The 23,129-nt window shown below is 36.1% G+C and carries 22 protein-coding genes, 1 tRNA gene and 1 other RNA gene; 15 read left to right on the top strand and 9 right to left on the bottom strand.

Annotated elements, in window-relative coordinates:
* Positions 1–267: 267 nt before the first annotated feature.
* The 9 genes from PR767_RS15405 to PR767_RS15365 all read left to right on the top strand — a co-directional run bounded on the left by PR767_RS15405 (position 268) and on the right by PR767_RS15365 (position 9,555).
* Entirely contained in the window at positions 268–573 is a 306-nt protein-coding gene (locus PR767_RS15405) for a helix-turn-helix domain-containing protein (RefSeq protein ID WP_004914446.1), read from the top strand.
* 97 nt (positions 574–670) lie between these two features.
* Positions 671–1,279, top strand: coding sequence for a common pilus major fimbrillin subunit EcpA (gene ecpA / locus PR767_RS15400; protein WP_004914448.1), 609 nt, complete (start codon positions 671–673; stop codon positions 1,277–1,279).
* 94 nt (positions 1,280–1,373) lie between these two features.
* Positions 1,374–2,057 (top strand): hypothetical protein, encoded by a 684-nt coding sequence (locus PR767_RS15395; protein WP_272520566.1) that lies wholly within the window; start codon positions 1,374–1,376, stop codon positions 2,055–2,057.
* Between the two features lie 19 nt (positions 2,058–2,076).
* The gene (locus PR767_RS15390) at positions 2,077–4,572 is read left to right on the top strand and encodes a TcfC E-set like domain-containing protein (RefSeq protein ID WP_272520565.1); all 2,496 of its coding nucleotides are present in this window, start codon (positions 2,077–2,079) and stop codon (positions 4,570–4,572) included.
* Between the two features lie 25 nt (positions 4,573–4,597).
* Positions 4,598–6,214: a fimbrial protein gene (locus PR767_RS15385; RefSeq protein WP_272520564.1), complete on the top strand. Its 1,617-nt coding sequence runs from the start codon at positions 4,598–4,600 to the stop codon at positions 6,212–6,214.
* A 142-nt stretch (positions 6,215–6,356) separates the two neighbouring features.
* Entirely contained in the window at positions 6,357–6,986 is a 630-nt protein-coding gene (locus PR767_RS15380) for a fimbrial protein (protein ID WP_442959516.1), read from the top strand.
* A gap of 524 nt (positions 6,987–7,510) precedes the next feature.
* Positions 7,511–8,236, top strand: coding sequence for a winged helix-turn-helix domain-containing protein (locus PR767_RS15375; RefSeq protein ID WP_162598834.1), 726 nt, complete (start codon positions 7,511–7,513; stop codon positions 8,234–8,236).
* Positions 8,229–8,723: a FidL-like protein gene (locus tag PR767_RS15370; RefSeq protein ID WP_004914465.1), complete on the top strand. Its 495-nt coding sequence runs from the start codon at positions 8,229–8,231 to the stop codon at positions 8,721–8,723. Before PR767_RS15375 ends, PR767_RS15370 begins: the two co-directional genes overlap by 8 nt.
* A gap of 550 nt (positions 8,724–9,273) precedes the next feature.
* Entirely contained in the window at positions 9,274–9,555 is a 282-nt protein-coding gene (locus PR767_RS15365) for a helix-turn-helix domain-containing protein (protein ID WP_004914468.1), read from the top strand.
* 297 nt (positions 9,556–9,852) lie between these two features.
* On the opposite strand, the gene PR767_RS15360 is transcribed toward PR767_RS15365, so the two are convergent.
* A tRNA-Asp gene (locus tag PR767_RS15360) sits at positions 9,853–9,929 on the bottom strand.
* Between the two features lie 153 nt (positions 9,930–10,082).
* The gene (gene dnaQ, locus PR767_RS15355; protein WP_004914471.1) at positions 10,083–10,844 is read right to left on the bottom strand and encodes a DNA polymerase III subunit epsilon; all 762 of its coding nucleotides are present in this window, start codon (positions 10,842–10,844) and stop codon (positions 10,083–10,085) included.
* 54 nt (positions 10,845–10,898) lie between these two features.
* Between dnaQ and rnhA the strand changes: the two genes are divergently transcribed.
* Entirely contained in the window at positions 10,899–11,369 is a 471-nt protein-coding gene (gene rnhA, locus PR767_RS15350; RefSeq protein ID WP_004914473.1) for a ribonuclease HI, read from the top strand.
* Here rnhA and PR767_RS15345 read toward each other — a convergent pair.
* Positions 11,366–12,100 carry a class I SAM-dependent methyltransferase gene (locus tag PR767_RS15345; protein WP_109911903.1) on the bottom strand — a complete coding sequence of 245 codons (735 nt, stop codon included), beginning with the start codon at positions 12,098–12,100 and terminating at the stop codon, positions 11,366–11,368. The two genes, rnhA and PR767_RS15345, sit on opposite strands and share 4 nt — an antisense overlap.
* Positions 12,101–12,140: 40 nt before the next feature.
* On the opposite strand from PR767_RS15345, the gene gloB reads away from it, so the two are divergent.
* The 4 genes from gloB to PR767_RS15325 all read left to right on the top strand — a co-directional run bounded on the left by gloB (position 12,141) and on the right by PR767_RS15325 (position 15,516).
* The gene (gloB, locus tag PR767_RS15340) at positions 12,141–12,896 is read left to right on the top strand and encodes a hydroxyacylglutathione hydrolase (protein WP_117162848.1); all 756 of its coding nucleotides are present in this window, start codon (positions 12,141–12,143) and stop codon (positions 12,894–12,896) included.
* 81 nt (positions 12,897–12,977) lie between these two features.
* Positions 12,978–14,348, top strand: a complete 1,371-nt coding sequence (gene mltD / locus PR767_RS15335; protein WP_109911902.1) for a murein transglycosylase D — start codon at positions 12,978–12,980, stop codon at positions 14,346–14,348.
* 522 nt (positions 14,349–14,870) lie between these two features.
* Positions 14,871–15,239 (top strand): Hha toxicity modulator TomB, encoded by a 369-nt coding sequence (tomB, locus tag PR767_RS15330; RefSeq protein WP_004914480.1) that lies wholly within the window; start codon positions 14,871–14,873, stop codon positions 15,237–15,239.
* A gap of 73 nt (positions 15,240–15,312) precedes the next feature.
* A complete protein-coding gene (locus PR767_RS15325; protein ID WP_004905417.1) occupies positions 15,313–15,516 on the top strand; it encodes an HHA domain-containing protein in 204 nt (67 codons plus the stop codon).
* Between the two features lie 323 nt (positions 15,517–15,839).
* Here the strand turns inward: PR767_RS15325 and ffs are convergent.
* Positions 15,840–15,936, bottom strand: an RNA gene (gene ffs / locus PR767_RS15320) — signal recognition particle sRNA small type.
* Between the two features lie 141 nt (positions 15,937–16,077).
* Complete coding sequence (locus tag PR767_RS15315; protein ID WP_004914482.1) at positions 16,078–16,536, bottom strand: YbaY family lipoprotein; 459 nt, start codon at positions 16,534–16,536, stop codon at positions 16,078–16,080.
* A 239-nt stretch (positions 16,537–16,775) separates the two neighbouring features.
* Here PR767_RS15315 and tesB point away from each other — a divergent pair, with 239 nt between their 5' ends.
* A complete protein-coding gene (tesB, locus tag PR767_RS15310) occupies positions 16,776–17,645 on the top strand; it encodes an acyl-CoA thioesterase II (protein WP_109911901.1) in 870 nt (289 codons plus the stop codon).
* Positions 17,646–17,783: 138 nt separating this feature from the next.
* Here the strand turns inward: tesB and amtB are convergent, their stop codons facing one another.
* The 4 genes from amtB to PR767_RS15290 form a co-directional block, all read right to left on the bottom strand.
* A complete protein-coding gene (amtB, locus tag PR767_RS15305; protein WP_109911900.1) occupies positions 17,784–19,064 on the bottom strand; it encodes an ammonium transporter AmtB in 1,281 nt (426 codons plus the stop codon).
* A 10-nt stretch (positions 19,065–19,074) separates the two neighbouring features.
* Positions 19,075–19,413: a P-II family nitrogen regulator gene (glnK, locus tag PR767_RS15300; RefSeq protein ID WP_004905421.1), complete on the bottom strand. Its 339-nt coding sequence runs from the start codon at positions 19,411–19,413 to the stop codon at positions 19,075–19,077.
* 172 nt (positions 19,414–19,585) lie between these two features.
* Positions 19,586–21,370, bottom strand: a complete 1,785-nt coding sequence (locus tag PR767_RS15295) for a SmdB family multidrug efflux ABC transporter permease/ATP-binding protein (RefSeq protein WP_272520562.1) — start codon at positions 21,368–21,370, stop codon at positions 19,586–19,588.
* On the bottom strand, positions 21,367–23,112 hold the full coding sequence (locus tag PR767_RS15290; RefSeq protein ID WP_109911898.1) for a SmdA family multidrug ABC transporter permease/ATP-binding protein: 1,746 nt from the start codon (positions 23,110–23,112) through the stop codon (positions 21,367–21,369). Before PR767_RS15290 ends, PR767_RS15295 begins: the two co-directional genes overlap by 4 nt.
* Between the last annotated feature and the right edge of the window lie 17 nt (positions 23,113–23,129).

Here is a 23,129-nt window from a genome sequence, read left to right as displayed (position 1 = left end):
TTATTTGGTGTATTTTTTTATTGAATACCCTGTTTTCAACATTATGAAGTGTATTTTTAACCAATTAAACTGGTGAAGAGATATTTTTTAATTGAATAATGCTAAAAAAAACAGATTTAATAGAAAAAACCTATTGAAAGTAAATCTTTAATAGAAACCCTGCCATTTACTCTTTTTTTAATGTATTTATTATAACACTCAATTAAGCAAGCGAGTGAGCTAACGAATATCACATAAATAGATCTATTAATATTAGAGGCTGAAAAAATGAAAGCTAATATAATTAGTAGTCATGTAGGAAATTATTTACGAAAATCACGCAAAGAAAAAAACATGACAGGAAAACAGTTGGCAGAATTAATTAATATTAGCCAACAACAGGTATCTCGCTATGAAACTGGTACCAGTTCATTATCGCTAGATCAATTAAATGAAATCTTAACTGTTTTAGACAAAAGATGGATTGAAATGATTTACTATATTGATTGTTTCTCTGAAGAAAATAAAAGAAACAATATAAATTTAAGTAAAAAAACAATCGCAATATTACTAAATAGCATGAAAGATATTTAAACCTTTCATTTTAAATTCAATAAAACCATATCAATATGTAAAAATTAAATAACTATTTTTACTATTGTTTTCTATCAATATAAAAAGAGAGATTAGTATGTTAAATAAAAAAATGGCTTCTGTATTGTTATCAACAATTATTGCAGCTTCTTTTGCTACCGTTGCAAATGCAGATACACGTACCGCTCAAGCAACAGCTACATGGCAAGCAACTGCAATTAAAGACACGACAAGTATGTTAGTTGTGACTCCATTAAGAAGTTTAACCTTTAATTATGCCGAAGGCCAAAAAAGCTTTAACCAACAAAATGGCGCATTTGATATCGCTATTCAAGGCCAAGCTGGTGCAACTGACTTTAAATTAGCGTCAAAAATTATTGCTAATACATTAGCAAGAACTACCGACGATTCTAAATTAACTGTTGGTGTTAAATGGAATGGTGAAGATCTGACTAAAAATAATGATTTAGTATTAATTGATACATCAACCGGTTTAACTTCTGGTTTAGATAATTTAGCGGCTGATGGTATCTATAATGGCTCAGAGCGTGCAGCAGATCGCGGTGAATTCACCTTTGTTATTGCTGGCGCTGAAGCTGATGGCGCAGCGACTGACTTTAAAGCACTGACTGACGGTACATGGGATGGTGATGTGAAAGTTCAGTTTACTGCAACTTGGGACGGTGAGTTTACTCCAGCTCCTTAATTCAATATCCCCTTATTAGATAACTAAATATTACGATAAAGATACTATAGGGAAATAATATCTTTATCGTCATTCATTTTATAAATTTATGATTATGAAAAAGATAACATTAGCATTAATTTTATTATCATGGTTACCATTAAAAAGCAGTTTTGCTGTCAATGTGGGAAATATCACTGAAATAATATCATCGGATGAAGACACCTTATCTAAAGAAATTGAAAATACAGTAGATACGGCAAGATTGGTAAATTTAACGATAGAAAAAATAGATTCACCACTTGATACTGGAAAAGTAATTCCAGTTACTGATCCCAATGAAATATTATCAACCCCCGCTAACTTAATTCTTCCGGGGCATGCAAAAGATATATTTAAGATAATTTATCAAGGCCCAAAAGATAATAAAGAACGTTACTATCGATTAAATTGGAAAGATGATCCTATTGGCGAGAGTGGTGTTACACAAAGTGCGAAATCGGCATCAGCAACAACATCGGCAACAATTAGCACAATTCTCGTTGTCGCACCAAGAATTGAAAACTTTAATTATAAATATTCTAATTCCCAAGTTTCAAATACTGGAAACAGCACCTTCCGTGTAGTGGCTTCAGGCCCTTGTTTAGTAGAAAAACAAAAATACGGAGCGGATGGTATTTGTCGCGAGCGTTATTACCTCATGCCAAATTTAGCTGTCAAATTACAATTTGTCGATGTCACAAATAAAAAATCAAGCGTAGGTATTTGGCACAAAGGAGAGTTCATTGTTGTCAAATAATTAAGAATGGACTTAAATTATGCGTAAAAGTGCTATTGCTTTATCAATATTAAGTATTATTTTTTCGAATACGATTAATGCCAATGAAATGAAAAGCGTTAAGATCGGTGGATATATTATTCCTCCTGCATTTGTTAGTGCATTGGAAGAAGGAATGTCTGTACCTGTTTTTTTACGACTAAATGATGATACGATAACCAATCAGAGCGAAAGCAAAATTGCAGATGCAGTTATTGTAATCGACCATGATAATATTAAATTATCAAGTATTCATCTCATTGAAAATGAGCACGGTGCGAAACTAAATAATTTACTAGTCGATAAACTTGAAGAAAAAAAGGATGCCATTTTTAATGAAAGTAATGGCATTGTTATTGATAATAATGCAACCCTTCAATTAAACATCTCTTCATTTAATTTATCATTAGATGTTGATAAAGCTGCTTTTTCGCCAAAAGAACATGCGCGGCAATCTGTACTAGGAAATTCTTCAGTCAATTCATTTTCAGCAGTAGCTAACTATGATTTAGGGGTATTTCAGAGCCGTGTTAAAGATTCAAAAGATACATCCAGTAGCTATTTCAATTTAGATACATTATTCGCAGCTGCGGAACATCACTTTAATGTAAATGCATCAGCATATAGCATTGGAAAATCTAATTCTAATGTTGAACTGTATCGTGCAATGTATGAGCGTGATTTCAATGGATTCCGTTTTGCACTTGGGCTAATGAGTACATGGAATTTGCAGTCTATTGCCAGCTTAACTGCCCTTAGCAGCAGTAAAATTTATGCGGCATCAATAGGAAACAATTCCTCAAGTATGGTGACAAATAAGCAGCAATCACTCACGCCGATTTATGCTTTTTTAAATAGCCCAGGTGAAGTACGTATTTATCGACAAGGTAAATTATTAAATATTCAAAATTTTCCCATGGGTAATTTTGAAATTGATACAAGTATACTGCCTTATGGCATTTACGACGTCACTATTGAGACGGTAATCGATGGCAAAATTGTCACAACACAGCACCAAACAATTAATAAATCCTTCGGAGCGATAACAGGCGGTTTTGATAAACTCAATTGGGAAATTTATGGTGGTTATATTGACTTTGATAAGCGCCATTATGTAAGAAATGAAGGCTCAACGAGCCAAACTCCTGGTAAAAGCCATTTAATCGGAGCCTCTTTCGCTTATAACTTCCCTGTGTTGTCTGGCGTGCGTTTTCAAATGTCAAATTATGGGTTTGATAAATTTGTTGTACAAGAAACGAGTATCAATGCAGCTTTAAATAACTATATCTCAGTTAACTGGCAAGGCATGCTAGAAAACCATGGCAGTTATCGTAATATTGCGACTCTTTCTGTCAATATACCGGAAGGTTACGGTTCTTTATGGGCATCTAAAGAAAAAACTGTAGTGACTGGTGATTTACCACTTTATGATGCTGACAGTTATTCTTATGGCGGAACCATTAATTTTGACAAAATAATTGATAGAACTGGGTCACTGACTATTAGTAATACTAAAGATCGTCGTATTGGCAGTGATTCAATTAACTATGAATATGCGAATACATTATTCTCTGGCCGTTATGGAACCGTGGGGCTAAGAGCAGGTGTACAGCGTTATCATTATGATAATCAAAATAGTACCAACGAAAAATATATTAACCTCGATTTTTCCTTACCCTTATCAACATGGTTGAGTACAGGTGTTTCCTCAACAAATGGTAATGTGAAAGCGAATATTTATGCGAATAAAAATTTTGAAAATTCGGTGATTACCAATGCAGGGGTTTCTGTCTCCAAATTAGTCCGAGATAAAGATAATGGTGAATCCAATTTTTCAACATTAGGCTATGCTTCTTATGATACTAAATATAATTCAGGTACAGTGACGATTAATCGCCCCGATAATAACAGGCTTAATGGCAACTTAACATCTCGTGGCTCAGTGGCATATAGCGACGGCATGATCATGCCAAGTGGGCAGCAAGGCAAATCAGGCGTTATTATTAATTCCGATATAAAAGGTAGCGGTAGTATGGTCGCAAAAGTAAATGGGCAAAATTACCCAATTAGCGGAAAAAATACCTTTATTCCATTATCCCCTTATTCGGATTATGACATTCAGTTAATGAATGACGGAAAATCAAAAGACAGCTTTGATATTGTCTCAGGGCGAAATAAATCCGTCACATTATACCCAGGAAACATTGCTCTTTATCAACCAGAGGTAAGGCAATTAGTCACGGTATTTGGCCGTCTGAAATCACCAAATGGTGAATACATAAAATATGCCTCAATTCGAAATCATATTGGTCGCACAAAAACAGATCAAAATGGTGAATTTTCCATGGATGTTGACGTCCGATATCCAGTGATATCGCTATTACAAGATGATCAGCAAACAATTTGTGAAGCAGATTTAAACCTTCAAGGTGCACGTGGTGCATTGTGGGTCGGTGAGGTGACATGTGAACCTCAAGAAGCATTTGCTAAACGTTAATTATCACTTTAAAGGCTAATTTAATATGCGATTATTATCGATAACAGCACTTTTTATTTCATTTTCGGCTCTAATACCGAATTCGTTTTCTGCAACAGCACCATTACAAGAGTATGTCATTGTCGAAAACCAAGTTGATAACGAATTCTTTATTGTTGCTAATAGAGTTGACCCACGCTTCTCGGGCTCAAATGTATTCACAAAATACCAGCGCAATAGGCAATACAGCTTAGGTTATATGGGATATACAGGAACACCTTTTAGCTCAACTTATAATACAGGTGATATTTGGTTAGAAAATTCTCCCGTAAGCCAACCTTTTATCGGGAATCGTTGTATGACAAATAACCGAAATTGCCCGGCGACGTCTTATTGGTCAGCTCAGCAGTTACGAGATAATGGTGCGTATAAAATCCAACAAACAGGAACACCGGGTGAGTCTGGATATTCAAGACCGATATTTTCTGAATCTTTTTATCGCTGGTTAGCCGAAATACCACCAGGAACAGAATATACTTTTGATTTAAGAACCTGTACAAGCCGCGATGATTATGATTTAAGTAACGCAACCTGTATGACGAGTGGCGGAAGAACAACAACACAACAACATTACATTCCAACCAATAAAAAAGGCAATATTATTCTAAAAGGAACGGGAGCCTTACAAGAAGTTTTTGTGGATAGCAATGGCAATCCAACTATTGGACTTGGTTCTAACTTTTGCTCAACAGGAATTGTTGGAAATACATCTGGAATTATTTGTAAGTTAGTTGAATTAGAAACCCAAGGGCAATCTATCGGCGGTACATTTACAGTTCGTATGTATATTGATAGCGCAAAATTAGGCTTAGCTAGGGACCCCCGGGCTGCACTTATTCAGTATAAAGGGAGTAACAGCACACGCTGGACGAATTGGTCCTCAACAACCAACATGTCAGAGATCTTTAATAATGGCTCACAAAATATTGAGGTTTTCCTCTCAAATGAGTATTTAAAGTCAATTGTTGATGCTTCACCTAATTCAACCGTCACACTCGCTGATAGCGTGTATACTTTTGGTTTTCAATCACCACTTCCTCAATCGGGATTTTATGAATTTTCGCCTTCAAATTTCTTAATAATTAAACCGAGGGATTATGGAATCAGCATTATTCCTGCAGATTTTAACCCAAACCAATCGAAAACGGGCAAAGTCGGCAATGATGAACCACCAATAGAATTTAGTTATATCGTCACAACTAGCGGGCCAAGACAAGCGGATTCTATTACGGCAAAAGTTGAAGGACCAAACACAACATTAAAAGGACAATCATACTGTTTATTTACCTCGAGTGATAATAAACTTAATGTCCCTTTTTCCGCTTATCTTTCATTTAAAAATGAAAATGGCGCTAGAGAATCACACCGAGCAAGTTGTGATAGCAATGAAGTTTCATTAAAAAATGCATTATGGTCTGAAACACCATGGGATAGGCCTAATGAGGATTTAGGATCTTTTTATCGGACTAACTTAGATTTATCATTCCCAATGAATGACTCTGAATCATTTTTTACATTAGATGGCATTGATTGGTTAGGAACTGTTTCTGCAAGTGGCACAATAACTGTCAAAGCAATTTGGACTGGACCCGATATTCAATAATATCTAATGACGACTTATAGGGCTACTTGTAAAAGCTCAAATGGCCCTTTTATTGAACCTCATATATACTTAAACTTTGGCTTGGATTTTTAATATGAAACCATTTTATTTACTTAAAATCCTATTCTTGATTGTGCTATCAATGCTTTGCAATAGTGCTGTTGCTTTATATATCAATGCAGATATTTCTTCGATGGAGTCAGGACAAGAGTTTTTTTCTAAGCCATACATCAATGACACAAATAAAACTAATTTATATAATTTTAGTGCTTACAAAATTGATAAACCAGGTAACCAAGAACATGGAACATCTCTCCATAATGGCGAGATTATTTTTACTCCATTGAAGAAAATTTTATTACCTGGAGAACAAGAGTTTTTTAAGATTTTTTATCGAGGAGAAACCGATGAGACTGAGCGCTATTATAAAATCATCATTAGCGAAACGCCTCTTGATATGCGTGATGATGATGAACAAAAAAAGCGACCTTTATTTTACCCAACGGTTAGCCTAGAAACCTATTTCGTTGTAAGACCCAAAAAACCAGATTTCAAATATGAGCTTAATCCCAGTACTCGTATTCTAAAAAATACGGGAAATACCTATTTTAGAGTGCTCTTACATGAAAACTGTGATGCTAATGATGATTCCGAGCCTTATGTATTTTACTTATTACCTGGCCAAGAATCTAAAGATGAGCGTCTTAAAAAGAAGAGCCGTAAATATATTGTAATCTTTGATAAATATTACCCAATTGGCAACTGTGAATAAAAAACCAATAATATCAATTTGTTATAAAATAAAATGACAAATTTGACTATGCTATTGTTTAAAAAAAATTTAATTATCTAATCATAATTCGATAGATACTCTGTATCTATAATTACCTAAAAGCATTACAAATTCATAAAACTCAGTTATATAAAATTGCTTCAGACAATTTAAAAATAAATTAATTTAAGCATCTATGACTTGAAATAGTGATTAATACTGTTTTTTGCCTAAATATAAAACATCAAAACAAAAAATGTCAGTTTCATTAATACGATACACTGAAATTTTTCACCATTACATATATAACCAATCATTATAAACAAAAATTTATTTTCATATTTTCTTCTCAAAAAAAGAGTAGTATATTACACTGATATAATTACTTTAAAATCAATGACTATCATGTTAGCTAAAAGTAACCAAACTAAGCACATATTTTAATAACTAAATAAGAGTCATGTATGATATATATACTGAATAACATAATAAAATATAACTCTGACTTAGGTGAAATATTTAGGGTGGATACAGAACTCAGTGTAATGAAATTAACCCCCGTATTGAATTATATTTTTATAATACTAATTCAAAATAACAAAACGACTATCACTCGTGAAGAGATACTAAAAAAAATACTAAATAAATATGACTTAAAAGTTTCGATAAACACACTTAACCAATACATTAGTACATTAAGAAAAGTATTACATCAACAGCTTTTAGTTGAAAATGCAATTCTAAGCATATCAAAAAAAGGCCTTGTTATCTCTTCTGAAATTCAAATTGAAGAATCGATTGCCAAGTTCAATAACAAAATAGAGAAAAGCCTAGCTAACCCTCCCATTTCAAGCAAAAAATCTGCCAAATCACTATTACTTAGTAATAAAAATCATATTATTAAAAAAATATTATTGATAATTAGTGTTTTTTTACTTTTGGTGATTATTTACCTTGTAAATCAAATTTACGCAGTAAAATACCCATATACATCAATACAATCATACAAAATTAGCACAATTGGTGATTGTCCTGTTTATGGATTCAAAGATAACTATGAAAAAAACATAAGTGATACAATAGGCAAACAAGCAATTGATTTTAACTTAACCTGTGAAGATTCTGATATCTTTTATTATTACAACAACATACAAAACTTAGGAAAAAACAAACATAGCTTATTAGTAAAATGCAAAAAAAACAAAGATTGCATTTCAACAAGAATAAACTGGCAGGAAAAAAATGACTAATAAAACACTATACTCATTGATACTAACATTTTCATTAATCATCGTTTTCTTGTTGTTTAACTTGAATTTAGAAAAAAATAAAGCGCAATATTGCGAAGCAACTGTTTCCTCTAATTTCATATTGGCTAATAATAAATCATCATATGCACTAGATATGAAATTAGTAAAAAACAATGATAACAGTGGGTATATTAAATTATTAGGAACAATTACAACTGATAAGACATATACTGTCAATCGAGTTGTTCATTTCAATCAATCATCAAGACAGTATATAAAAGATTTAAAATTAACCATAAGTTATGACAGAAAATCTACAAATGATAATGTCCCTGATGATATATTCGAAAAATATTTCAAAGCATTCAACCTAAATTCAATTGCATATGTAGAAATTGATGAGATAACTCCTGATTGGTACCTTTTTTCAAGTTCGTTTGGCCCTTATTTTGTCTGTAGCAGACAAGCCAAATTAAATACAATTTAATATATAGCGTTCCACTTATAAAGTTTAGATAATAGCAAGTATTGCATCTTTGCTTCTTATTATCATTTCTATTTATCTCCAACTAATTAGGTTTGATTATACTTTTATCTAGAATTAAATTTGTATGCTACCTATCGATAAGTACTAACTCAACCCTTAATAAGTCACCATTTCAACTTAATCTATAAATACTTTCTGTAATTTTATGTAAAAATATAAATAATTACTTTTATATGACTATAAATGCATTTTTTTCATTTATTATTTATTATATTTCTACTTTTAAGCCCCCCTTCAAGTTAACATAACGCATTGTTTTTATTGAATTATAAAAACCTATACTTTAGTTTAATAGCTTATAGTCATTATTAATATCTATATTGATAGTCAGGGCCTATTAAATAAACTATTTTTGATTCATTAAAACAATTTCACATTAGTAACTAAAAAATATAATCTACCCTTCATTGAGAAAGCCAAAAAATTTAAAATAGTGCTATCATTAATAGCTAACTTTTAGATAATAAATTTATAATAGAGAGAATATAAAATGAAACATATCAATACTAAAGAATTGAATATAAATAACGACCTAGATATTGTTATGGCCACCGCAAAATACTTAAAATCTGCACGTATTGAAAGATCATTAACGGGTACAGAGGTAGGAAATCTATTAAATTTGAGCCAACAACAAATATCAAGATATGAGAATGGCCAATCTGCTATTTCTATTGATAGCCTTCATACATATCTTAAAGTATTAGGAAAAGATTGGTTAGATTACTTTAGATCTGTTATCTTAGTTAGAGTTCATGCGAATTACTATTAATACAAGCAATACAAAATTTAAATTAATTATTTTAAATAAGAAATTAATTTTAAGATAAGTGCTCAAAATCACATATCAATAACAACATGAAAAATTTTAAAGTAGTTAATATGATTGAAAAAAATGCGAATTATTCTCGCAAGTTTACTATTTACAAATCTCATTATATCAAAACTTAACTCGAAGAAGTTATTAGAAGCAGCAAATGATATCTATAGAAAGGAACTCTCAGTGCAGTTGAATACAGTCATTCAAAAAGAAAACGCCACGCTAATAAATTAGCGTGGCGTTATAATTTGGCGGAACGGACGGGACTCGAACCCGCGACCCCCTGCGTGACAGGCAGGTATTCTAACCAACTGAACTACCGCTCCTGATGTTCCCTGCTGGGAACGCCATGCATATTACGAATACTTGAGGACCCCGTCAACACTTTTTCTTGTTAAATCGCACAGTTGAACAGTTTTTAGCCTTGAGAGGCTTTTCTATCCATTTTCCTAAGCAAGTATAAATAATGAAATCAATTATTAGTGTAAATTTTCAGCTTCATCAGAAGGTTGGCGCCAAAGACAAGGTTTGCCGCCTTTCTTATCAACAATATCCAACCGAGCTTCATGAGCAATTATTTCTTCATCAGAAGCAAAAATCACTCTAAGACCGCTCTGAGGACGTTCAATCCTTTGAATTTCATACTCTTGCTCATTATTAGCTGATTCTGAATCCATCGAAAATGATAATGAAGTTTGCCCGCCCGTCATTGCCAAATAGACATCTGACAGAATCTCAGCATCGAGTAAAGCCCCGTGCAGTGTACGCTTAGAGTTATCAATTAAATAACGGTCACATAACGCATCCAAGTTATTCCGTTTACCAGGAAAAAGTTTGCGAGCCAATACTAAGCTATCAGTGATAGTACAAAATTCTTGCGTAGGCGGAATACCTTTATTGAGTTTACGGAATTCATAGTCCATAAAACCGATATCAAAGGGGGCATTATGAATAACAAGTTCTGCACCACGAATAAATTCAAGGAACTCATCCGCAATGTCAGCAAAAACAGGTTTATCTTGTAAAAATTCATCACTTATCCCATGCACTTCAAATGCCTCAGGATCCACTAAACGGTCAGGTTTAATGTACACATGAAAATTACGCCCTGTGAGTCGGCGGTTAATCACTTCAACCGCACCAATCTCAATTATGTTGTGCCCTTCATAATGAACACCGAGTTTATTCATACCGGTTGTTTCAGTATCAAGGACAATTTGTCTGGTTATCACCGTGCTCATAATGTTTTTTTGTGTCAAACTAGAAAGGAACGAATAATATAGAGTGTAACAGAAATGACAAAGCAGGTAGAAATTTTCACGGATGGTTCCTGTTTGGGCAATCCTGGCCCGGGTGGATATGGCGTTGTTCTACGCTACCAACAACATGAAAAAACATTGAGTGATGGATATTTTTTAACCACGAATAACCGCATGGAACTACTTGCAGCCATCGTTGCATTGGAATCACTAACAAGGCCTTGTGATATTATTTTAACCACTGATAGCCAATACGTACGACAAGGAATCACACAATGGATCCATGGCTGGAAACGAAAACAATGGCGAAAAGCGGATAAATCCCCTGTCGTCAATGTTGATTTATGGAAGCGCCTTGATGACGCCATCCAACGACATACAATTGATTGGCGTTGGGTTAAAGGCCACGCAGGCCACCCTGAAAATGAGAAATGTGATGAACTGGCTCGAGCTGCCGCGTCAGCGCCGACTAAAGAAGATACAGGTTACCAGCCTGCACAAAACTAAGAAGGGTCGTCTATCTTCATTGATTTACTGATCTCCTTCGCCGCACCGAGTGCTGTTCCAATCTTAACCTTCGGTTGCTTGAATTTTAGTGGTGTCGGAGTCAGTGGATAAGTCCGTTTCCGCGCCACAATCACGCTTAAAGCCCCAATTCCCCCACAGTTTTTATTCATTCGTCTTTGTGCACTCAACCAAGGAAATATTTGGCAATTACGATGATACAAAACTTCATAGTTTAATAAGCTTAACCAATCAAATACCCTAACAGAGGGGAAAAAACGGCTACAATAAGGCTGCCGTTTACGTAAAACAGGTACGAGTTTCGCCATTCCGACAAGACTGAAAGGGTTAAAACCTGAAATAATTAGCCAGCCATCGTCGATTAACACCCGGTCAACCTCCCGTAAAAGCCAATGAGGATCATGGCTATATGCCAAACAATGAGTCATTAGACAGGCATCTATCGATTTTTGGGTTAATGGTAATGCCTCGGGCTTTGCAATAAGATTAAAACGAGGATCACCAGTACCAACATTAAATTGGTGGGAGATTAAGCAGCCTTCGGTATGGATTTCAGTACTTAAATGGCCTAACTTAAGCAAATGAAAGCCAAATATCTTCGGCCACCAAGGGCTAAGTTGATTTTCTATGGCTTGACGATATTGTTCTCCAAAAGGAATGTCAGACCAACTAACTGGCATTTGAATTTTTTTATCAATACGCGCAGGCTTCATGAAATTCCCCTATTAACTATTAACAAGTATCGAGGTCATTATGGAGTTAATTCGAGTACCAGCTTTAAACGATAACTACATTTGGGTTTTAGTCGATGGCCACCAACAGTGTATCATCGTTGACCCCGCAGAGGCAGAGCCTGTGCTTGAAATAATTACAGCTAAACAGTTGACGCCTGTCGCCATCCTATTAACTCACCACCATAATGACCATACAGGTGGTGTAAAAGGGATTTTAAGCAAATTTACAACTCTTCCTGTTTTTGGCCCAAAAGAAACCCAATCTAAAGGGGCGACAGAAATAGTCGAAAACGGTGATAAGGTCATAATTAACGAGTTCAACCTACAAGTTATTGCATTATCAGGCCATACTTCTGAGCACATCGGCTTTTACCAAGCACCTTATTTATTCTGTGGCGACACGCTGTTCTCTGCCGGTTGCGGGCGGATATTTGAAGGAACACCGGAACAAATGTTCGAATCTATCCAAAAAATTGCTGAGCTTCCTGATGAAACCTTAATTTGCTGTGCCCATGAATATACTTTATCTAATCTAAAATTTGCACACCATGTATGGCCTGAAAATGAAGCGATTACACAATATTTACAAAAAATAACGCAAATACGTGACAAAAATCAACCAACAGTACCTACTACATTGAAAACAGAGAAAAAAATAAATATTTTTCTGCAATGCGATAACCACCAATTACAGAAAAAACTCGATATTAATGTACAAAATCCACCTTTAAGAGCAGTTTTTACCCTGTTGCGTCAATTAAAAGACCAATATTAAAGTTTAATGATTGTCATATCGGGGTGGGATAAGTATTATTGTTCGACTTTTAAACATCAAAATGAAGAACAATAGAAAAGAATGAAGATAATCGCGACGCTTATCGCCATTGTTCTGTTGGCCGGATGCCAAACTGCCCCGAAAAAAATTAAGCAGAACAAAACTCCAACTAATCATACTATTGAAACTGTTGCATCACACAACCAAGCAGCCAGCCGACAATTACCTAAAGTCGACTATGACCTATGGGGCTATATTAGTGATGAACTAAAAATGGATATCCCTGATAAACCTCAAATTAGGGAACTCGCAAATAGTTATTTAAATAAACAACGTTTTGTCTACGATGTGGCATTAAGAGCTGAGCCATACATGTACCTCATCGTAGACGAAATTAATGAGCGCAATTTACCTATGGAATTAGCTTTAATTCCTATTATTGAAAGCTCATTTAATCCTAAAGCAACTTCTCCTGCACAAGCTGCGGGTCTATGGCAAATCGTTCCTATCACTGCACGCTCATATGGACTAAAACAAACACAATGGGTTGATGAGCGCAGGGATGTGGTTTCTTCAACTAAAGCAGCTTTTGATCTTCTCGAAAACTTAAATGTTATGTTTGGCCACGATTGGGAGCTCACCCTTGCTGCCTATAACTGTGGAGAAGGCTGTGTTCAAAATGCTATCAAGAAAAACGAAGCTGCCGGGCTACCTACTGATTTTTGGTCACTCTCATTACCAAAAGAAACTAAACAATACGTACCAAAAATCTTAGCACTTAGCCAAGTATTGAAAAATCCTGAAAAGTACCAAGTTAATTTGCCAACAAGTAATAAAAATCGAGCACTCACTCAAATCGATGTTGGTCAACAAATCACGTTATCTCAAGCCGCTGAGTTGGCTGGGTTAACTGTTGAATCGGTAAAAACGTATAATTCTGGTTATACACGCGGCATAACATCGCCAAGTGGCCCTCATTATATTATGTTACCTACAGCAAAAGCTGAACAATTCAAAACATCACTCTCAGACGAAGATGTTTTAAACACTATTCGTTTAGCCGCACAACAAAACCAACAGATAAAAACAGCACAACCCACTGCAATTTCTAGCGCGCGTCAAAATCGAGCTAAAATAGCTACATATAAAGTACGCAAAGGCGAATCTGTCGCGAGTATTGCAAAAAAATTCAATACTACCGCCAAAAATATTCAAAAGCTAAATGGGTTAAAAACTGCGAGTGTTATCAAACCAGGACAAGTATTAAAAGTTACGAGCTCAGCGCCTACTGCAAGTAACCGTAAGGCAAAAACCTATAAAGTAAGAAAAGGCGACTCCTATTATAGCATTGCGAAACATCATGGCATAAAGCTCAATGATTTAATGACTTGGAATTCAGGTGTTAAAATGGCAGACCTGAAACCAGGGGTAACCTTAAACCTCTATCTTTAAGTTATTCTCATCAACAAAGCTTTTGTCTATTTCAGGCAAAAGCTTTTTTATTTTTAATTCTCTTATTAGTAAAAATAAATTATTTGAATGAATTAAATAGGAAAATAATTTTTATAACATCTTTTGTATAAACACTTCATATTCACTGTACTAGAATAACTGATGGTTAAACTATAATTTAAATACTTCATAAAATTGAGTTTAAGCAGAACATACGCGACCCAGCCCCCAACAACTTGCTAATAAACTAGAAAAAGTAGTTTATTGCTGGTGACATATGTGATAATAATGCTATTATTATATCGCGGCTAGTTTAGTCCGAGCTGCCAGTCCGTATTCGAATATCGCTTATGTATTATATTAATAATCTTCGAAAGTTTAACGAACTAGCAATAATCTTATATTTTTCAATATATTAACATACAACCTTTTATATTGAACATAGGTGCTTTAATTAGTTAACATGACATTATTGATAAAAAATACACACAGCAAAAGTCAGATTCGCCTGCGGAGGTGATTATGGATGAATACTCACCCAAAAGACACGATATAGCAGAACTAAAATACTTATGTAATAGCCTCAATAGAGACGCTATTTTAAGCTTACAAAAAACAAATACACACTGGATTAATGATTTAAGCTCCCCGCAAAGCGCAGCCTTGAATGAACTTATTGAACATATCGCTGCATTTGTATGGCGGTTTAAAATCAAATATCCAAAAGAAAATCTTGTTATATCACTTATCGAAGAGTATCTCGATGAGACCTACGATTTATTCGGCAGCCCAGTCATCACGCTCAGTGAAATTATAGACTGGGAAGCAATGAATCAGAGTCTTGTCACTGTGTTGGATGATGACCTAAAGTGTCTAACCAGCAAAACCTAAAGATATTATTTATCTTTAGCTCAACTACAAAACCGTATATAAATAAGTAATTTTGCACAAAAGAAAGGGTATTATGACCAAATCTGATTATCTGATGCGTTTAAGAAAATGCACAACAATTGAAACTCTTGAGCGTGTCATTGAAAAAAATAAGTATGAATTATCTGATGATGAGCTAGAGCTATTCTATTCAGCTGCAGATCACCGCTTAGCTGAGCTCACAATGAATAAGCTTTATGATAAAATTCCAGCTTCTGTTTGGAAATTTGTTAGGTAATATCTTATTAACACGCACAGATAGTGAATGGTTGTAGCCGGTAAATCCCCTTATCGGCTGGACGCAATGCAATTATCGTTTTATTATTGGCATTATAATTATGCTAATGGAAATTTATTGCTTTTAATTTTAGCATATCAACTTTTCTTATTACAATAATCAACAATGAATGTTGTATTCTTAACCTTTCTTTTTTAACTTCAGAATTTATTTGAGATTTAGAGTTTAATTAACAATTATAAAATATAATTAAATAACATATTTATAATAAATTAGAATATATAGATGAGAGGAAAGGCAAAAGATGCTGAGTTGGGTGGGAGCCCTGCCAGCGACATCCCGGCACACACGACCCCTGCTATGGCTGCTTCCTTCCGGACCTGACCAAGTTAACAAGTTAGCGTTGCGGGAGAACCAACAGAGCCCCCATTGATTGCTTCTTTCAAAGCAGGGGCATTATGCTTGATAGTCATTGAAATAGCAAGAAACCCCTGACCAAGTGACGTTTTATTACACAAACTCATATAAAAATAGCGACTCAACTAAAAAGTCGCTTATTGGCTAGTTCGCAGGTACCATCAACAATTCAACATTTTTTGTGACGCCATTATTGATAACCTCTACAACGCTATCACTAATGTATAAAAGTTTTCCATTCGCGTTCACGGTTGCATTAACAACTAGCGAGCCTTCCTGCCTAACTTCATTTTTTTGGTAAGTTAGTTCAAAAGGAATGGTTGGACGATTATTCACTGAATTGTAATATTTTTGAGATAATATCAGTGCAGGTAAGTCCGCAACCGTTGTATCTGCCAACGTAATTGTAACAACTGCGTCTTCAGGTAAAACAGTATCCTGTAAAATCACCACACGGCCCTCGATTTTTCCTGAATCGACTGTCTGGTTATTATTACTATTTTGAGCATTAAGTGCTTTTTCGCTGGGCTTGGTGCTATTCCCTTCACAGCTAACCAACGTTAAAATCACTAATAAGCTAACAATATAGCGAAAAAACTTCATAGTTATTACCTATAACACAATGTTTACTAAAACATTTTAAAATAATCGGAATAGACAAGTCATTTTCTGATGAGGGAATAATAAAAAGTATAACTAATATTGGTAGAATAATACATTTATATTTCCAAATGTAACAATACGTAACCCCAATTTATTCGCTAGTAATTAATCTACCTATTCAGGGTAAATAATGGGAAAATACCAATATCTCATTTACGTATAACTGAACTAAGATGACTATGAGCCCAGAATTACAGAATTTAATTAGCCTAATTGAACTCGAAAAAATTGAAGAAGGTATTTTTCGTGGACAAAGCGAAGACCTTGGTTTACCTCAAGTTTTTGGTGGACAAGTTGTTGGACAAGCCATGTATGCAGCGAAGCAAACCATACCTGAAGAAAGAGCGATTAATTCTTTTCATAGTTATTTTTTACGCCCAGGCGATAGCTCACGTCCCATTGTTTATGACGTGGAAATTTTACGCGATGGCGGAAGCTTTAGCGCACGCCGAGTAAGTGCCATTCAAAATGGTAAACCTATCTTCTTTATGACCGCATCATTTCAATCTCAAGAAGAAGGTTATAGCCATCAGAACTTAATGCCAGATGTACCACCACCTACAAAATTAATTTCTCAAGATGATATTGTTCAAAGTTTGGCTGATAAATTACCAGAAGCAGTTAAAAAGTATGCTCTTCGGCCAACTCCTTTTGAATTTCGTCCCGTTGAATTTTACAGCCCATTCGATGCCGCACCTCAAGAACCATTTCGTTATATTTGGTTCAAAGCGAAAGGGCAACTGCCTGATATACCTTCACTACACCACTATTTATTAGGTTATGCCTCTGATTACAATTTCCTTCCTGCCGCATTACAGCCGCATGGTAGAGGATTTATGGAACGCGACTTACAGGTTGCAACTATTGACCATTCAATGTGGTTCCATCGCCCATTTAAAATTGATGACTGGTTACTGTACGCTGTAGAAAGCCCTTCGGCATCAGGTGGGAGGGGTTTTGTGAAAGGACAAATCTATAATTTACAAGGTGATCTTGTTGCAACTGCAGTCCAAGAAGGCGTAATTCGTCAACGGCAACCTCGTAAATAACCGCTATTTAAAGTAAGTGATTACTTACTTAGAAAAATATATTAGTCAGTTTAAAAAGGTAATGGCAGCCAGCAATAAGCTGCCATTATCAATTTACATAAAACACAGTATTATCCTGTAATTATCTTTACATGAAGGTTAATTGTAGGCACTTTCACCATGAGAAGTAATATCTAAGCCTTCCCTTTCTTTTTCAACATTAATTCGTAAGCCTGACGTTTTCTCTGCAATTTTAAATGCGATATAAGCAACAATTGCAGTCCAAACAACACAAACTAGGATGCTAACGGCTTGAATTCCTACTTGTTTCATCATCGTAATACCTTCCGCATAGCCACTTCCGCCTAATACCGTTGAGGTAAATACCCCCGTGAGTAAACACCCTAAAATGCCACAGACTCCGTGAACGCCAAAAACATCGCAAACATCATCAACTTTTAACCGACGTTTTAAAATCACTACCCCCCATAAACCTGCCAATCCAGAAAGTAGTCCGATGATTAATGCCCCGCCAACACCCACAGTACCCGCAGCAGGCGTAACACCGACTAACCCAGCCAAACACCCAGAGCAAGCCCCTAATAATGAAGGTTTCTCCCTGAAAAGCCATTCCGCTAAAGTCCACGATAAGATAGCGCCTGCCGCAGCTGCGATAGTGTTCACAAACGCGAGTGCAGCAATACTATTTGCACTTCCAGCCGAACCTGCATTGAAACCAAACCAGCCAATGAATAATATGGAAGTTCCCATAAATACCATAGGTAGGTTATGAGGTTTAATGGCTTCTTTCCCTAACCCGGTACGATGCCCCAGTAAGTAAGCACCAACTAAGCCTGCAACAGCCGCATTGATATGAACAACCGTACCTCCAGCAAAATCTAATGCGCCATCTTGCGATAAAATACCACCTCCCCACACCATATGTGCCATTGGCAAATAAGCAAATGTAGTCCAAATAAGGGTAAAAATTAGAATTGCAGAAAATTTAATTCGCTCTCCTAATGCACCAATCACTAATGCAACCGTTAAGCATGCAAATGCACCTTGAAACACGACGTGAATAAATTGAGGGATCGGTCCAGATAAGCTTTCTACAGTAATATCTTTCAACATGATCTGGCTAAAACCACCGATAAAATCATTTCCCTCACTAAAAGCTAAACTGTATCCATAAACAATCCAAATAACAGACACCAAAGCAAAAATAACTGCAGTTTGAGCCATCAAAGAAAGGACATTTTTGCTTCTTAGTAGCCCACCATAAAATAATGCGATACCTGGCAGTATCATAAAGATAACTAAAGCAGTCGCTATCATCATGAATGCATTATCCGCTTTATCCAGAGCTTCCTCTGCAGCAAACACGGTTATTGGAAAACCACCCATTAATAAGAATAAGTATTGGAACCCTTTGCGCATAGTTGTTCTCCTACAGTGCTTCGTCTTGTTTTTCACCTGTACGAATACGTACCGCTTGTTCTAATGACAAAATAAATATTTTTCCATCCCCAACTTGGCCCGTATAAGCTTTTTTTTCAATTGTTTCAATTACCTGCTCCACTAACTCATCAGAAACGGCTATTTCCATACGTACTTTAGGTAAAAAGTCGACAGTATATTCAGCACCTCTGTACAACTCGGCATGCCCTTTTTGCCTCCCAAACCCTCTAACTTCAGTAATGGTAAGCCCTTGAACTCCAATATCTGATAACGCTTCTCGGACTTCATCTAATTTAAATGGCTTAATGATCGCGATGATATATTTCATGTTCACTCCTATAAGTCAGGTGAATAAACTGCTCAATGCTTTGAACAGCACTGACGTTATAGCAAACCGTGTGCCAAAATATATTTATTCATATAATTCAATAAGAAAGGGCAAAATAAAAAACCACTCGGATGAGTGGCTTTAGAGGATGCATTATAAGAGTGCAGAACAATTAACTAGGTATAGCCTCAACTTCAGCATCACTATGGGCATTCAGTGATTCCCCAACTTGTTGCAACTGGTACATTTGATAATAGCGTCCTTTTTGTTGCAAAAGCTGTGAATGCTTACCTTGCTCAACAATTGCACCACGATGTAACACAACGACTTGATCAGCATCGACGATCGTCGATAAACGGTGAGCTATCACAACTAGAGTAGTATGTTGGCGGATCATACGTAATGCTTTTTGTATCGCTTGCTCTGTTCCTGAGTCAATGTTCGCGGTTGCTTCATCCAAAATTAAAATTTTAGGTGTCACCACAAGAACTCGAGCCATCGCTAGTAATTGTCTTTGCCCAACAGATAACGTATTTCCTTGTTCTCCGAGCACGGTATCTAAACCATCAGGTAACGCACGAACCAACTCAGCAAGCTGAACAGTTTCAAGAACTTCCCAGACTTTATCTTGGCTAATTTCACGTCCTAATGCGACGTTATCAAAAAAAGAAGCGGCGAGAACAACAGGGTCTTGTTGCACCATTGCAATACCATTACGTAATACTTGATGAGATAGTGAACTTAAATGACGCCCATCTAATAAAATATCCCCTTCTTGCCATGGGTAATATCCCATAATTAAATTTGCAATGGTACTTTTACCACTTCCTGTATGGCCGACCAACGCAATAAAATTATGATCAGGCACTTGTAAATTAATGTCTTTAAGCACAATGTTGTTATCACGATAGGCAAAGGATAAATGGTTAATTGAGATTGAACCACCTTGTAACGGCTCAATACTTGCGCCATAGCCTTGTTGCGGGCTATCCATTAATTCAAAAACACGCTCACCAGAAACAACGGCTTGCTGCAACATTGACTGCTGAGAAGTTAATTCAATGAGCGGTTCATTCAAGCGGCCTAAATAATTAATAAAAGCATATAAAACACCAACACCAATGGTGGTCGTTCCTTCGAATCCAAATAGCAATAGTAAACCACATAATACTGAGGCAGAAAGTAAGCTCAACAATGGCCTTAATAATAAGCCATCAAGCTTTAATGCTTTCATTCTTGCAAAATAATGGTCTTGGCTAAGACTTTGCATTTTTTCGCCAAATCTAGCTTGCTGGATAAATTGCTGAATAACTGTCATTCCATTAATAACTTCATTAAAACCGTTATTAATATCAGCAAGATAAGATCTCACACGACGTACAATCGGTGTGCTTAGACGCTGATAAACAAGCATTACCACAAATACAGCAGGAAAAATCATCACTGCAATTGATGCCATACGCCATTCCAATGAAAACATGGCAACCAGCATAGCGCAGATCAGTGCTAAGCTACGAAACACGGTTGGTACAACCATCACAAATAGATCTTTAATAACCTCAGTATCATTTGTAACTCGTGAAATTAACTGACCAACTGGCTGCTTATCAAATGCACTTAGAGGCTGCCTTAGAGCAGCAAACATCACATCTGTTCGTAATGTTTGCACTACCCCCACAGAAGCTTTATTAAATAAAATAATTTGATAGTAATGTAATAGTGCAGCAATAACTTGGAGCAATATAAACCCAACAGCCATATATAAAGCCAGTGGCATGATGATTTGTTTTTTCGCTATCATGTTATCAATAAAATAACTGATTAGCAGAGGCCCACTAACTTCTGCAATAGCAGCTAGCCATAGCATTGCAATGGCAATAGCCATGGTTCCTCGGTACGCTTTTCCATAAGCAAGTAAACGCTTAAGTGCTGGCCACAGCGGTTTCTTTTGGCTCATAGATCACCATCCAAAGCTGCTTCAATCTGTTGATATTGATACATATCTTTATACCAACCCGATTGCTCAATAAGCGCGTCATGTCTACCTCTGCTAACAATAGCACCTTGAGATAGCACTAAAATATTGTCCGCCTCTACCAATGCAGATAGACGATGGGCGCTGATGATCATGGTTCTATCTTGTCGCCAATGGCTTAAATTTTGTAAAATTGTAAACTCAGTCTGCCCATCAACGGCAGAAAGTGCGTCATCTAGCACCAAGATTTCCGCATTCTGCAAGATAGCCCTCGCAATAGAAATTCGTTGTTTCTGCCCGCCTGATAACATGACGCCTCGCTCACCAACCTGAGTGGAATAGCCTTCAGGTAAACGTAAAATATCATCATGTACACAAGCAATGCGTGCAGCCTGTTCAATTTCTTCTTGAGTGGCATCAGGTCGCCCAAGCGCGATATTGCCTGCGACGGTATCTGAAAACAAAAATGGAGACTGATTTACGATAGATAACCGAGCACGCCATTCATCTAAACGAATTTCGGGTAACGGTAAACCTTGATAGAAAATAACCCCTTCCGTAATATCAAATTGACGTTGTAATAACGTCAACAATGTTGATTTTCCAGATCCTGTTGGCCCACATATCCCTAAAAATTGCCCAGGTTTTAGGTCAAACTTAATATCATGTAATGCTGTTCTCGAGGTTTCTGGATAACTAAATTTGATGATATTTACATTCAAATTTCCCTTTTCAGGCTGTAATGAATGCGAACCATCCTGAATGACTAACGGTTCATTGAGTAAACTAAGAATACGGCTATAAGCTGCACTACCCCGTTCAACGATATTAAACATCCATGCGAGCGCTAACATCGGCCAAATCATTAACCCTAGATACATCACAAAGCTCGTTAATTCGCCTAGCGTCAGTGTGTCGTTTAATACCATCCAGCTTCCCCCTGCAATAGCGAGTAAGTTGGCCATACCAATCGCCATAAAAATAGTGGGGTCAAAACGAGCATCAACTTTAGCAACATGCATATTGCGACGCCCTGCCTCGGTAGCTACCTGTTCAAATTGATTTGATTGATGATCTTCGAGGCCAAAAGCTTTAATCATGCGAATACTTGTTAAACTTTCTTGTGCATGATTATTTAAAGACGAAAATGCCCCTTGGGCATGCTTGAAACGCTGATGAAGCTGATCCCCATAACGTTTAATGACTAATGCCATAATTGGCATTGGAATAAGTGCAAGTAAAGTAAGCTGCCAACTAATTTCAACGCTCATCATAATGAGCACCGCACACCCCATCACTAATGAGTCAACTAATGTTAAAACGCCCTCTCCTGCAGCAAACACAACTCGGTCAACATCATTCGTTGTACGTGCAATTAAATCTCCTGTTCGGTACCTAAGGTAAAATGCTTGGTTTTGCAGACTTAGTTGCCGATAAAATTTTTGTCGTAGTTGTACGGCTAACTTATAAGAAGCACCAAATAACCATAAACGCCAGACATAGCGCAAACCATACACAACCAATGCAATCAACAGCATGACTAAAACATAAGTGATCAATTGCTTTGTCGACATTGCCCCTTTACTAATTCCATCAACAACAACACCAACAATGCGTGGGGGAACTAATTGTAAGATAGCAATGATAATTAAAAAGCAAACAGCGCCGAGATAGCGCCGCCATTCACTCAAAAAATACCAACTTAGTTGTGAAAATAATCGCACGTAATACTGCCTTGAAT

The sequence above is a fragment of the Providencia sp. PROV223 genome (assembly GCF_028479245.1).
In the GTDB taxonomy this organism is placed as follows: Bacteria; Pseudomonadota; Gammaproteobacteria; order Enterobacterales; family Enterobacteriaceae; genus Providencia; species Providencia rettgeri.
This window is presented reverse-complemented; position numbering and strand designations above follow the sequence as displayed.

Bases quoted from the DNA above. Each gene is read 5' to 3' on its own strand.
- PR767_RS15395 (WP_272520566.1), top strand. From the start codon at position 1,374: ATGAAAAAGATAACATTAGCATTAATTTTATTATCATGGTTACCATTA.
- glnK (WP_004905421.1), bottom strand. From the start codon at position 19,413: ATGAAATATATCATCGCGATCATTAAGCCATTTAAATTAGATGAAGTC.
- dnaQ (WP_004914471.1), bottom strand. From the start codon at position 10,844: ATGAGCACGGTGATAACCAGACAAATTGTCCTTGATACTGAAACAACC.
- mltD (WP_109911902.1), top strand. From the start codon at position 12,978: ATGAAGATAATCGCGACGCTTATCGCCATTGTTCTGTTGGCCGGATGC.
- gloB (WP_117162848.1), top strand. From the start codon at position 12,141: ATGGAGTTAATTCGAGTACCAGCTTTAAACGATAACTACATTTGGGTT.
- tesB (WP_109911901.1), top strand. From the start codon at position 16,776: ATGAGCCCAGAATTACAGAATTTAATTAGCCTAATTGAACTCGAAAAA.
- PR767_RS15315 (WP_004914482.1), bottom strand. From the start codon at position 16,536: ATGAAGTTTTTTCGCTATATTGTTAGCTTATTAGTGATTTTAACGTTG.
- PR767_RS15405 (WP_004914446.1), top strand. From the start codon at position 268: ATGAAAGCTAATATAATTAGTAGTCATGTAGGAAATTATTTACGAAAA.
- PR767_RS15325 (WP_004905417.1), top strand. From the start codon at position 15,313: ATGACCAAATCTGATTATCTGATGCGTTTAAGAAAATGCACAACAATT.
- ecpA (WP_004914448.1), top strand. From the start codon at position 671: ATGTTAAATAAAAAAATGGCTTCTGTATTGTTATCAACAATTATTGCA.
- PR767_RS15380 (WP_442959516.1), top strand. From the start codon at position 6,357: ATGCTTTGCAATAGTGCTGTTGCTTTATATATCAATGCAGATATTTCT.
- PR767_RS15385 (WP_272520564.1), top strand. From the start codon at position 4,598: ATGCGATTATTATCGATAACAGCACTTTTTATTTCATTTTCGGCTCTA.
- rnhA (WP_004914473.1), top strand. From the start codon at position 10,899: ATGACAAAGCAGGTAGAAATTTTCACGGATGGTTCCTGTTTGGGCAAT.
- PR767_RS15365 (WP_004914468.1), top strand. From the start codon at position 9,274: ATGAAACATATCAATACTAAAGAATTGAATATAAATAACGACCTAGAT.
- amtB (WP_109911900.1), bottom strand. From the start codon at position 19,064: ATGCGCAAAGGGTTCCAATACTTATTCTTATTAATGGGTGGTTTTCCA.
- tomB (WP_004914480.1), top strand. From the start codon at position 14,871: ATGGATGAATACTCACCCAAAAGACACGATATAGCAGAACTAAAATAC.
- PR767_RS15345 (WP_109911903.1), bottom strand. From the start codon at position 12,100: ATGAAGCCTGCGCGTATTGATAAAAAAATTCAAATGCCAGTTAGTTGG.
- PR767_RS15390 (WP_272520565.1), top strand. From the start codon at position 2,077: ATGCGTAAAAGTGCTATTGCTTTATCAATATTAAGTATTATTTTTTCG.
- PR767_RS15295 (WP_272520562.1), bottom strand. From the start codon at position 21,370: ATGAGCCAAAAGAAACCGCTGTGGCCAGCACTTAAGCGTTTACTTGCT.
- PR767_RS15370 (WP_004914465.1), top strand. From the start codon at position 8,229: ATGACTAATAAAACACTATACTCATTGATACTAACATTTTCATTAATC.